This window comes from Kitasatospora sp. NE20-6 (assembly GCF_045862635.1).
Genome location: NZ_BPRL01000005.1, coordinates 75,134 through 87,322 on the forward strand (window position 1 = coordinate 75,134; position 12,189 = coordinate 87,322).

Annotated in this window: 10 protein-coding genes; all 10 read left to right on the plus strand. The window is 74.5% G+C overall.

From position 1 onward, the window contains the following. Positions 1–63 precede the first annotated feature (63 nt). The 10 genes from SNE206_RS05900 (at position 64) to SNE206_RS05945 (ending at position 12,096) form a co-directional block, all read left to right on the plus strand. Entirely contained in the window at positions 64–843 is a 780-nt protein-coding gene (locus SNE206_RS05900) for a hypothetical protein (RefSeq protein WP_407912282.1), read from the plus strand. A 139-nt stretch (positions 844–982) separates the two neighbouring features. Then, on the plus strand, positions 983–1,747 hold the full coding sequence (locus SNE206_RS05905; protein WP_407912283.1) for a TIGR03936 family radical SAM-associated protein: 765 nt from the start codon (positions 983–985) through the stop codon (positions 1,745–1,747). A 351-nt stretch (positions 1,748–2,098) separates the two neighbouring features. Further along, entirely contained in the window at positions 2,099–5,695 is a 3,597-nt protein-coding gene (locus SNE206_RS05910) for an Rne/Rng family ribonuclease (protein ID WP_407912284.1), read from the plus strand. A 227-nt stretch (positions 5,696–5,922) separates the two neighbouring features. After that, on the plus strand, positions 5,923–6,240 hold the full coding sequence (rplU, locus tag SNE206_RS05915) for a 50S ribosomal protein L21 (RefSeq protein ID WP_405013346.1): 318 nt from the start codon (positions 5,923–5,925) through the stop codon (positions 6,238–6,240). A 12-nt stretch (positions 6,241–6,252) separates the two neighbouring features. Then, on the plus strand, positions 6,253–6,510 hold the full coding sequence (gene rpmA, locus SNE206_RS05920; protein WP_407912285.1) for a 50S ribosomal protein L27: 258 nt from the start codon (positions 6,253–6,255) through the stop codon (positions 6,508–6,510). A 112-nt stretch (positions 6,511–6,622) separates the two neighbouring features. Beyond that, positions 6,623–8,104 carry a GTPase ObgE gene (gene obgE / locus SNE206_RS05925; RefSeq protein ID WP_407912286.1) on the plus strand — a complete coding sequence of 494 codons (1,482 nt, stop codon included), beginning with the start codon at positions 6,623–6,625 and terminating at the stop codon, positions 8,102–8,104. Positions 8,105–8,286: 182 nt separating this feature from the next. Next, positions 8,287–9,423, plus strand: a complete 1,137-nt coding sequence (proB, locus tag SNE206_RS05930; RefSeq protein ID WP_407912287.1) for a glutamate 5-kinase — start codon at positions 8,287–8,289, stop codon at positions 9,421–9,423. A 70-nt stretch (positions 9,424–9,493) separates the two neighbouring features. Then, positions 9,494–10,006 (plus strand): hypothetical protein, encoded by a 513-nt coding sequence (locus SNE206_RS05935; RefSeq protein WP_407912288.1) that lies wholly within the window; start codon positions 9,494–9,496, stop codon positions 10,004–10,006. A 105-nt stretch (positions 10,007–10,111) separates the two neighbouring features. Further along, the gene (locus SNE206_RS05940; RefSeq protein WP_407912289.1) at positions 10,112–11,419 is read left to right on the plus strand and encodes a glutamate-5-semialdehyde dehydrogenase; all 1,308 of its coding nucleotides are present in this window, start codon (positions 10,112–10,114) and stop codon (positions 11,417–11,419) included. 83 nt (positions 11,420–11,502) lie between these two features. Beyond that, on the plus strand, positions 11,503–12,096 hold the full coding sequence (locus SNE206_RS05945) for a hypothetical protein (RefSeq protein ID WP_407912290.1): 594 nt from the start codon (positions 11,503–11,505) through the stop codon (positions 12,094–12,096). Positions 12,097–12,189: the final 93 nt, after the last annotated feature.

Sequence of the window (12,189 nt, forward strand, 5' to 3'; positions counted from 1 at the left end):
CGCAACCTCCAGGCCCTCCCCGGCGTGTTCGCCGGGGAGGGCCGCTGCGTGACAAGGAGACCGATGGAGAAGGAACGACCCGCCGAGGGCTGCCTGGTGGCCTGCATCCGGGTGCCCGCGCGGATCTTCGCGCTGCTCGTGGTGGTGCCGCTGCGCTTCGCGGGGGAGCTGCTGCTCGTCGTGCTGCGGCCGTTCGGCACGGCGCTGCTGTGGTGCCTGCGGGTGTTCGTGGTCGTGCCGGCCGGGTGGGTCTGCCGCTGGGTGCTGGTGCCCCTCGTACGGGCCCTGGTGGCGGTCGTGCGGGCCGTGGGCGCGGCGCTGGTCCTGCTGGGCCGGGTGCTGGTCGTGGAGCCCGCGGTGTGGGTGTACCGGCGGATCCTGGTGCCGCTCGGGCGGGCGCTGGCCTGGCTGGAGCGGCGGGTGCTCGGCCCGTTCGGCCGCGCGCTGCTGCGGTGCCTGCGGGTGCTGGTCGTGGAGCCCGCGGTGTGGGCGTACCGGCGGATCCTCGTGCCGCTCGGCCGTGCGCTGCTGTGGTGCCTGCGGGCGCTGGTGGTCGTGCCGACGGTGTGGGCGTACCGGTGGGTGCTGGTGCCGCTCGGCCGTGCGCTGCTGTGGTGCCTGCGGGCCCTGGGGGCGGTGCTGGCGTGGTGCTGGAGGGCGGCGCTGTACCCGGTGCTCCGGGAGGCCGGGCGGGCGATCGCCTGGGCGTGGCGGATCGGCGGACGGCTCTGGCGGTTCCTCGTGGTCCGGCCGTGCCGCTGGGTGCGGCGCGAGGTGTGGTGGCCGGTGAAGGTGGAGGTCCAGGGCGTGGTGCGCGAGGTGCGGCGGGTCCTTCTGGGGTGACCCGGTCGGGGCGGCGGGCCCGGGCGCGTACCCTTGTCCTGACAGACACCCGGCCGCCTGCGGCCGGACGGGACACCGACATAAGGACTGAGCAGCCCTGGCACGCCGCACGCCCGACGGTCCGCCGCCCGCGCCGACGGTGCAGCGCATCCGTCTCCGCTACACCAAGCGCGGCCGTCTGCGCTTCACCAGCCACCGGGACTTCCAGCGGGCGTTCGAGCGCGCGCTCCGCCGTTCGGCCGTCCCCATGGCGTACTCGGCCGGCTTCACGCCGCACCCCAAGGTCAGCTACGCCAACGCCGCACCGACCGGGGTCGCCAGCGAGGCGGAGTACCTGGAGATCGGTCTCGCCGAGGTGCTGGACCCGGAGGCGCTCCGCGCCCAGCTGGACGCGTCCCTGCCCCCCGGCCTGGACGTCATCGACGCCGTCGAGGTGCGCACCGCCCACTTCGTCGAGCGCCTGGAGGCCTCCGAGTGGCAGCTCAGGCTGGCCGGTGTCGAGCACGCCGAGGCGGCCCGCGCGGTGGCCGAGTTCCTGGCGGCGGAGCAGGTCGAGGTGAAGCGCCTGACCAAGAACGGCATGCGGGTGTTCGACGCCCGTGGGGCCGTGGCGGCGCTCACCGTCCTCCCGCCGCAGGTCGGCGATGGTAACGACACTGCCACAGAGCGTGCCGACGATGTTCGTCCGGGCGCAGCCTGTGCGATACTGCGGCTGGTAGTACGACACGCCACACCCGCCGTACGACCCGACGACGTTTTGTCCGGTCTCCGTGCAACGGCCGACCTGGCGCCGCCGGTCCCCGCTGAGGTGACCAGGCTGGCGCAGGGGCCGCTCGACGAGGAGTCCGGCACGGTGACCGACCCGCTGGCGCTCGATCGCGCTGCGGCCCCGACAGGCCTCTGACGGCCGCAGGGCCGTACGCCTTCGCCGACCGCCGAGCGGGCAGGGAGCCAGGGCCCGCCACCGGGCCGTGGCTCCCCAGGTCCCCGCGGCTTCCCAGGGGAGCGAGCGTCGTCGCACGCAGACGGGCCCCGAGGCCCGGCCTTGACAACAGAGAACAACTGGTCAGACCAGAAGACTTTCGACATCCCGCACCGTGCGGGACGCCGAGCGAGACTACGAGCTCCTGTGCGGCCTCGCGTCCGCACGGCGGCACCGTGGGAGTTGGCCCGCCATTTCCGTGGCCGACCGTGACCCAGGTGTCGAGCCGTGCCCGGATGCGGAGCCCGGGGGCCTGACGGGAGATCCACCCGCATGCTCGAGAACACCGAACCGCAGTCTGCTGCGGAACCGGCCGACAACCCCGCCGAAGGCGGCTCCGCCGCCCCGCCGCGCCGCCGGCGCCGCGCGGTGTCCCGCCCGGCCGGCGCGCCCCAGGGTGCCGCCGCCGAGAGCGCCGAGACCGTCGTCCCGGCCGACGCCCCCGCCGAGGAGGCGCCCGCGGCTGCGGTCGCCGAGGAGGCGCCCGCCGAGAAGCCCGTCCGGGCCCGGCGGACCCGCAAGCGCGTCGAGGCCCCGGCCGGTGCGCCGGAGGCCACACCGATCGTCGTGACCGAGGCCGAGGCCCCGGTCGACGCCCCCGTCGAGGAGGCGCCCGCGGCTGCGGCCGCCGAGGAGGCGCCCGCCGAGAAGCCCGTCCGGGCCCGCCGGGCCCGCAAGCGTGCCGAGGCCCCGGCCGGTGCGCCCGCCGCGGAGCCCGAGGCCCCCGCCGAGGCGCCCGTCGTCGCGGCCGAGCCCGCCCCGACCGCCGAGGCCGTCGAGGCCGTCGCCGAGGAGCCGGCCGCCCCGGCCCGCCGTGCCCGCCGCCGCCGCGTCGTCGAGCAGGCCCCCGTGGTGCCCGAGCCGGTCGCCGAGGAGCCCGTCGAGGAGGCCGAGGAGGAGCCCGAGGCCGCCGCCGGGGAGCCGGAGGCCGCCCCGGTCGAGGCCGCGCCGCCGGCGCCCGCCGCCGAGCCGGAGCCCACGCAGCGGGTCCGCCGCCGTGCGGTCCGCCCGTCCACCGCGATCTTCCAGGCGCCGGTCTTCCAGGAGCCCGCGCCCTACACCGCGCCCGCAGCGCCCCCCGCCGCGGCCCCTGCTGCCGCGCCCGCCGCCGCACCGGCCGGGAAGCCGGCCGAGAAGGCGGCCCCGGCCGCCGCGGCCGCCCCCTCCTCCTCCGGGACGGAGGAAGAGTTCGAGTACAGCGGGGTCGGCCGCCGTCGCCGGGTCCGTACGTCCGTCCGGGTCCAGACGCCCGCCCGGACCCGCCAGCAGCCGGCCCGGGCCGAGGCCGAGCCCGCCCCCGTCGCCGCCCCGGCCCCCGCTCCCGTGGCCCGCCCGCAGGAGCCCGTCGCGGTGCAGGAGCCGGTCGAGGCCCCCGAGAGCGGCCCGGAGCAGGAGGGCGACTGGGAGGACGACCGTCCGTCCCGTCGCCGCCGCCGGGGCGGCCGTCGCCGCCGTCGCGGGGAGTCCGAGGAGCCGGAGGCCGTCGAGGCCGCGGGCACCGAGCAGCCGCAGGCCGAGGACGAGGGCGCGGACGAGGAGCCGGAGGGCGACGAGGACGACCTCGCCGCCGGCCTGTCCTCCTCGCGCCGCCGCCGGCGCCGCCGCCGCCGTGGTGGCGAGGGCGGCTCCGAGCCGGCCGAGAGCACCGAGGACGGCGTCCGCACGGTCGTGAAGGTGCGCGAGCCGCGCCGCCGCTCCACCGAGCCGTCGTTCGACCCGGACGAGGTGCAGTCCATCAAGGGCTCCACCCGTCTGGAGGCCAAGAAGCAGCGCCGCCGTGAGGGCCGCGAGCTGGGCCGCCGCCGGGTGCCGATCATCACCGAGGCCGAGTTCCTGGCCCGCCGCGAGTCGGTCGAGCGCGTCATGGTCGTCCGCCAGAACGGCGAGCGCACCCAGATCGGCGTCCTGGAGGACGGCGTGCTCGTCGAGCACTACGTCAACAAGGAGCAGGCGACCTCGTACGTCGGCAACGTGTACCTGGGCAAGGTGCAGAACGTGCTGCCGTCCATGGAGGCCGCGTTCGTCGACATCGGCAAGGGCCGCAACGCGGTGCTGTACGCCGGTGAGGTCAACTTCGGCGCGCTGGGCGGCCACGGCGGCCCGCGCCGGATCGAGTCGGTCCTCAAGTCGGGCCAGTCCGTGCTGGTGCAGGTCTCCAAGGACCCGATCGGCCACAAGGGCGCCCGCCTGACCAGCCAGATCTCGCTGCCCGGCCGCTACCTGGTCTACGTGCCCGAGGGCTCGATGACCGGCATCAGCCGCAAGCTGCCCGAGAACGAGCGGGCCCGCCTCAAGCAGATCCTCAAGAAGATCGTCCCGGACGACGCGGGCGTCATCGTGCGCACCGCCGCCGAGGGCGCCAGCGAGGACGAGCTGACCAGGGACGTCCAGCGGCTGCAGCAGCAGTGGGAGGACATCCAGAAGAAGGTCGCCACCGGCAACGCCCCGGTGCTGCTCTACGGCGAGCCGGACATGACCGTCCGGGTCGTCCGCGACATCTTCAACGAGGACTTCACCAAGGTCATCGTCAGCGGCTCCGACGCGTGGAACACCATCCACGACTACGTCTCCCACGTGGCCCCCGACCTCACCGAGCGGCTCCAGAAGTGGACCTCGGACGTCGACGTGTTCGCCACGTACCGCATCGACGAGCAGCTCATGAAGGCGCTGGACCGCAAGGTCTGGCTGCCGAGCGGCGGTTCGCTGGTCATCGACCGCACCGAGGCGATGATCGTGGTCGACGTCAACACCGGCAAGTTCGTCGGTCAGGGCGGAAACCTCGAGGAGACCGTCACCCGCAACAACATCGAGGCGGCCGAGGAGATCGTCCGCCAGCTGCGGCTGCGCGACCTCGGCGGCATCATCGTGATCGACTTCATCGACATGGTGCTGGAGTCCAACCGCGACCTCGTGCTGCGCCGCCTGCTGGAGTGCCTGGGCCGCGACCGCACCAAGCACCAGGTGGCCGAGGTCACCTCGCTCGGCCTGGTGCAGATGACCCGCAAGCGGGTCGGCCAGGGCCTGCTGGAGTCGTTCTCCGAGTCCTGCGTGCACTGCAACGGGCGCGGCGTCATCGTGCACATGGACCAGCCGCACAGCCACGGCGGCGGTGGCGGCACCCTCGCCTCCGGCGAGCCGACCGGCAGCAGCAAGCGCCGCCGGCGCGGCAAGGGCGGTTCCCAGACCGAGCCCCAGATCGAGATCCTCTCCGAGGACGAGCACCTGGAGGAGCCGGAGACGGCCGAGGACGAGCTGGAGTTCGTCGAGACGGCCGCCGCGGCCGCCGCGGTCGTCGAGGCCCCCGAAACCGTCGAGGCCGTCGAGCCGGAGGCCGCCCCGCAGGCCGAGCCTGCTGCGGCTGCCGTCGTGCAGGCCGCCGAGGCCGTCACCGCGCCGTCCGCCGCCGCGCCCGTCGCGGGCCGTCCGCGCCGCCGTGCGGTGCGCAAGGCGACCGCGCCGACCGGGGCACCCGCCGAGGCCGAGATCGTCGTGCTGCGGGCCCGTGCCGAGGCGGCCATGGAGGCGGCCCTGACGGCCGCCGAGCTGGCCCCCGAGCCGGTGGCGGAGCCCGCCGCCGAGGAGGCCCCGCAGGCCGAGGCCGTCGAGGCCGTCGAGGCCGCCGTGACCGTGTCCGGGGAGGCCGCCCCCGAGGAGGCCGCCGCGGAGGCGCCGGTGTCCGAGGACGAGGCCGGGGACGAGGCACCCGCGCCGAAGAAGCGGGCCCCCCGCAAGGCCGCCGCCAAGAAGACCACCGTCGCCAAGAAGACGACGGCGGCGAAGAAGACCACCGCCCGCAAGACCGCCACCAAGCGGACGAGCGCGGCGGCCAAGAAGGCCGCGGCCGCCGAAGGTGACGGCGCCGCCGAGTAACGCCCCGGGGCCCGGGACGGCACGCGCCGTCCCGGGCCCGGTCGGTCCGGTTTGCCCCCAGGGGCGCCGGTCCGTATTCTTGACCCTCGGCGTGTTGACGCCACTGCTCCCGAGCATCTCACCTCCCGAATCGCGGCCCACAAGCCCGGATCGGGGGAGGCTCCTGTGTCCGTACCCAGGCAGCTGGCATCGGTGAGCTCCGACCGAGTACAGAAAGCAGGTACCGCATGTACGCGATCGTTCGCGCAGGCGGCCGCCAGCACAAGGTCGCCGTCGGCGACGTGCTGGAGATTGACCGCATCGAGGCCAAGCCGGGTGACTCGGTCGAGCTGTCGACCATCCTGGTCGTCGACGGTGACGCCGTCACCTCCGACCCGTGGGTGCTCGGCGGCGTCAAGGCGCACGCCGAGGTGGTCGAGGAGACCAAGGGCGAGAAGATCGTCATCCTCCGCTACAAGAACAAGACGGGTTACCGCCGTCGTCAGGGTCACCGCCAGAAGTACACCGCGGTGCGCATCACGAGCATCGACTCCGTCAGCAAGTAAGGGGATAGCGAGATGGCACACAAGAAGGGCGCAAGCTCTACCCGGAACGGCCGCGACTCGAACGCCCAGCGCCTCGGCGTGAAGCGCTTCGGCGGCCAGGTCGTCAGCGCCGGCGAGATCATCGTCCGCCAGCGCGGCACCCACTTCCACCCGGGTGCCAACGTCGGCCGTGGCGGCGACGACACCCTGTTCGCGCTCAGCGCCGGTGCCGTGCAGTTCGGCAGCCGTCGCGGCCGCAAGGTCGTCAACATCGTGGCCGTCGAGGCCTGAGTCTCCTGACCTTGCGTCAAGACTCACTGTGAAGGGTGGGCCGGGATGATCCGGTCCACCCTTCCTGTTTTACCTGCAGGACCATACTTTCTTCGCACTGGAGGCACATCCCATGACCACCTTCGTGGACCGCGTCGAGCTGTACGTCGCCGCGGGTAACGGGGGCCACGGCTGCGCCTCCGTGCACCGGGAGAAGTTCAAGCCGCTCGGCGGACCCGACGGCGGCAACGGCGGTGAGGGCGGCAGCGTCACCCTCGTCGTCGACGCCCAGGTCACCACCCTGCTGGAGTACCACCACTCGCCCAAGCGCAAGGCCACCAACGGCAAGCCGGGCGCGGGCGGTCACCGCACCGGCGCCGACGGTCACAACCTCGTCCTGCCCGTGCCGGACGGCACCGTGGTGCTCGACAGGGAGGGCAACGTGCTCGCCGACCTGGTCGGCCACGGCACCACCTTCGTCGCCGCCGCCGGCGGCCGCGGCGGCCTCGGCAACTCCGCGCTCGCCTCGGCCCGCCGCAAGGCGCCCGGCTTCGCCCTGCTCGGCGAGCCCGGCGAGGCCCGCGACATCGTGATGGAGCTCAAGTCCGTCGCCGACGTCGCCCTGGTCGGCTACCCGAGCGCCGGCAAGTCGTCGCTCATCTCGGTGCTCTCGGCCGCCAAGCCGAAGATCGCCGACTACCCCTTCACCACCCTGATCCCCAACCTGGGCGTCGTCACCGCCGGCGAGACCGTCTACACCATCGCCGACGTGCCCGGCCTCATCCCCGGCGCCAGCCAGGGCAAGGGCCTCGGCCTGGAGTTCCTGCGCCACGTCGAGCGCTGCGAGGTGCTGGTGCACGTCCTCGACTGCGCCACCCTGGAGCCCGGCCGCGACCCGCTCACCGACCTGGAGACCATCGAGGCCGAGCTGTCGCAGTACGGCGGCCTGGAGGACCGGCCCCGCCTCGTCGCGCTCAACAAGGTCGACGTGCCGGACGGCCAGGACATCGCCGACCTCACCCGCACCTCCCTGGAGGAGCGCGGCTACCGCGTCTTCGAGGTCTCCGCGCTCGCCCACAAGGGCCTCCGCGAACTCAGCTACGCCCTCGCGCAGATCGTCTCCGAGGCCCGCGCCGCGAAGCCCGTCGAGGAGTCGACCCGCATCGTGCTGCGCCCGACCGCGGTCGACGACGCCGGCTTCACCGTCACCGAGGAGGACGGCGCCTACCGCATCCGCGGCATCAAGCCGGAGCGCTGGGTCCGCCAGACCGACTTCGCCAACGACGAGGCCGTCGGCTACCTCGCGGACCGGCTCGCCCGCCTCGGCATCGAGCAGCAGCTGTGGAAGGTCGGCGCCAAGGAGGGCGACACGGTCATCATCGGCCCCGAGGACAACGCCGTCGTCTTCGACTGGGAGCCGACCATGGCCTCCGGTGCCGAGATGCTCGGCCGCCGCGGCGAGGACCACCGCTTCGAGACGCAGCGGCCCGCCGTCGACCGCCGCCGCGACCGCCAGCGCGGCCGCGACGTCGCGGACGAGGAGTACCGCGCGTTCGAGGCGCTCTCCTCGGGCCGCCCCGCCATCGAGGGCGACGGCGACGACGAGGAGTACTAGCCGACGGCGCGCCGTGCCCCGGCCCGCGCCGGTCCCCTCCCCTCCGGCGGCCGCCGGGCGGGACGGGGACCGCCGTGCCCCGGTCGCGGCGTCCGCCAGCTGATATCCCGACGGGCCCGCCGCCCGGATCGCGTAGATTGCGGTCGAGCGGCGGGCTCGACCCATGACACCGGAGGGCACTGATGACGGATCAGACACTGCGGCAGGACGTCCTCGCCGCGCGGCGGATCGTCGTCAAGGTCGGATCGTCGTCCCTGACCACCGCCGCCGGGGGCCTGGACGCGGACCGGGTCGACGCGCTCGTCGACGCGATCGCCAAGGTGCGGGCCCGCCCCGACGCCCCCGACGTGGTGCTGGTCTCCTCCGGCGCCATCGCGGCGGGCCTGTCCCCGCTCGGCCTGGACAAGCGCCCCAAGGACCTCGCCCGGCAGCAGGCCGCCGCCAGCGTCGGCCAGGGCCTGCTCGTCGCCCGCTACACGGCCTCCTTCGCCCGGTACGGCATCCGGGTCGGCCAGGTGCTGCTCACCGCCGAGGACGCCAGCCGCCGCGCGCACTACCGCAACGCCTACCGCACCCTCGACCAGCTCCTCGCCATGGGCGCCATGCCGGTCGTCAACGAGAACGACACCGTGGCCACCGCCGAAATCAGGTTCGGGGACAACGACCGGCTGGCCGCGCTCGTCGCCCACCTCGTCCGGGCCGACCTGCTGCTCCTGCTGTCGGACGTCGACGGCCTGTACGACGGCGACCCGGCGAAGCCCGGCACCAGCCGGATCGAGACCGTGCGCGGCCCGCACGACCTCGACGGCATCGAGATCGGCAGCGTCGGCAAGGCCGGTGTCGGCACCGGCGGCATGGTCACGAAGGTCGAGGCCGCCCGGATCGCCACCGGCGCCGGCATCCCGGTCGTCCTGACCGCCTCCAGCCACGCCGCGGACGCCCTCGCCGGCCGGCCCACCGGCACGCTCTTCCAGCGGACCGGCAGCCGCTCCGCCGACCGGCTGCTCTGGCTGGAGCACGCCTCCACCCCGCGCGGCGCCCTGCACCTGGACGCCGGGGCGGTCGACGCGGTGGTGCACGGCGGCAAGTCCCTGCTGCCCGCCGGGGTGACCAAGGCGGAAGGCGACTTCACCGCGGGTGATCCCGTCGACCTTCTTGGCGAAAACGGCCACATCGTGGCCCGCGGACTGGTCAACTTTGATGCGAGGGAGCTGCCCCGTCTGCTCGGCCGGTCCACGCGGGAGCTGGCCCAGGAGCTCGGTGCCGCGTACGAGCGCGAGGTCGTCCACCGCGACGACCTGGTCGTCCTGCGCGGCTGACGGGGCCGCCGGGCACCGGCAGGGTGGCCGGTGCCGGAGCAGCAGCACGTCGCCGAACAGGAGGCTGCCGATGGCAAGCAGGCGCCCGGGAACACTGCCCGGCGAGACGCCCGAACGCAGGCTCACCAGCATCTCCGGGGGCCGCGCAGGGGACGACCGACCCGACGGACCTCCACCCGCCGTACGCGAGTTGAGGGCTCGGCCGGACGCCGGCGACCGGCCCGACGACCGGGCCGAGGAGCAGGCCCGGCTGTGGCACGTCGTGCTCTCGGTGGCCGGCCGGACCACCCCGCTCCCCGAACTCAGGTCCGGGCTGGAACAGCTGGCGCACGACCACTCGTTCTTCCTGACGGCCCGCTACGCCGAGGACCACGCCGAGATCCGCTACTGGGAGCAGGCCCGGGACCTGCACGACGCCGCCGCGGTCGCGCTCCGGCTGTGGGGCGAGCACAAGGCGTCCGCGAACTTACCGCCGTGGGAGATCGTCGGCCTGGAGGTCGTCGACCGGGCGACGTACCACCAGCGGGTGGCCGAGGGCTTCGGCACCCCGCCGCCGCAGCCCGGCGGGGTGCACCCGTACTGAGCGGGCCGGACCGGGCGTCCGTGCGGTCCGCGGACCGCCGCCCGGCCCGTCTCAGCGGGCGAAAAGGGGGCCGGTCGGGGTGCGCCGACTCGCTACCCTTCAGACATGACCAGCGACCTCGCCACCACCGACAGCCCCGTCCTCGCCGTCGCGCGCCGAGCCCGTGAGGCGGCCGCCGTGCTCGCCCCGGTACCGCGCAGCGCCAAGGACGCGGCGCTGCTGGCCGTCGCGGACGCCCTGGTCGCCCGGAGCGCGGAGATCACCGCGGCCAACGCGGAGGACGTCGACCGTGCCCGCGCGGCCGGCACCGCGGAGTCGGTGATCGACCGGCTCAGCCTCACCGACGAGCGCATCGCGGCGATCGCCGCCGACGTGCGGTCCGTGGTCGGCCTGCCCGACCCGGTCGGCGAGGTGGTGCGCGGCTACACGCTGCCCAACGGTCTGGACGTCCGCCAGGTGCGGGTGCCGCTCGGCGTGGTCGGCATCATCTACGAGGCCCGTCCCAACGTGACGGTCGACGCGGCGGCGCTCTGCCTGAAGTCCGGCAACGCGGTGCTGCTGCGCGGCTCCGCCTCCGCGTACCGCTCCAACACGGCGCTGGTCGCCGTGCTGCGCGACGCGGTGGAGGCCGCCGGGCTGCCCGCCGACGCGGTGCAGCTGGTGCCGGGCGAGAGCCGGGAGTCGGTGCAGGAGCTGATGCGCGCCCGCGGCTACGTGGACGTGCTCATCCCGCGCGGCGGGGCGTCGCTCATCCGTACGGTCGTCGAAGGGTCCACCGTGCCGGTGATCGAGACCGGCACCGGCAACTGCCACGTCTACGTCGACGCCCGGGCCGACCTGGCGATGGCGGTCGGCATCCTGCTCAACTCCAAGGCGCAGCGCGTCAGCGTCTGCAACTCGGCGGAGACCCTGCTCGTCCACCAGGACGTCGCGGAGGACTTCCTGCCGCTCGCCCTGGAGGCGCTGGCCGCCGCCGGCGTGACCGTGCACGGCGACGACGCGGTGCTGAAGGCCGCCGAGGGCACCGCGGCCACCGTCGTGCCGGCGACCGACGAGGACTGGGCGGCCGAGTACCTGTCGTACGACATCGCGGCGGCCGTGGTGCCGTCGCTGGACGATGCGGTCGCGCACATCCGCCGGTGGTCCTCGGGCCACACCGAGGCGATCGTGACGGCCTCGCAGGCCGCGGCGCGCCGCTTCACCCAGCTGGTCGACTCGACCACGGTGGCCGTCAACGCCTCGACCCGGTTCACCGACGGGGGTGAGTTCGGCTTCGGGGCGGAGATCGGCATCTCCACCCAGAAGCTGCACGCCCGCGGGCCGATGGGCCTGCCCGAGCTGACCTCCACCAAGTACATCGTCACTGGTGACGGCCATGTGCGCGGCGAGGCCACCCCGACCGTGGGGTCCTGACGGGGCTGCCGGTCACGGCGTGCGGTCGGGGCAGATGCGAGGAGCCACAGACAAAAGGGCCGCCCGGTAATACGCTGAATCCCGTGGCTGAGGATGTGGGGGGCTCACCGAACCCCGACGGCGCCGACCACGGTGGTGCGGACGACGAGTTCGCCACCGTGGTGTTCGACGAGGCTTTCGTCCGGTCTGCGGCCGTGCACGAGCCGAGTGCCCTGGAGCGGCAGCTCGCCGCGGCCGAGGCGCGGTTCGAGCCGGAGACCGCGGGACCGGCCAGGCCGTACGACCTGGTGGCCCCGGAGATGACGGGCACCGGCGACGTCCTGCCGCTGGAGCTGCGTCCGCACCCGGGCGGCCTGGACGACGACCACCACTACCCCGATCCGTGGTCCGGCACCGACCGGGTGCGTCGCCGTGCCCGCTGGGCGCGGACGCCCCGCTGGGATCCGCTCGGCTACGACGGCCGGTACGTGGCGCAGCAGCGCTGGCACCGGCCGGTCGCCTGGGTGCTCGCCGTGGTGATGGGCGTCGGGCTGGTGGCCGTGGCCGTGGCGGCGATCTACCGCGGGGCGGGCGGTGTGGGGGAGTCGCCGCACCGGCCCGGGGTGGGCTCCAGCAGCACGCCGGGAGTGCCCTCGGTGGCGCCGCTGCCCACGGCGGTGGCTCTGGTGAGCGGCTGAGCGGGTCCGCGGGGGCGGTGCGGTTCGCGTGGCCCGTCCGGGCCACGGCGGGTGCGGCCCCTCGAACCTTGCGCGTTCCGGTTCTACCCTTGT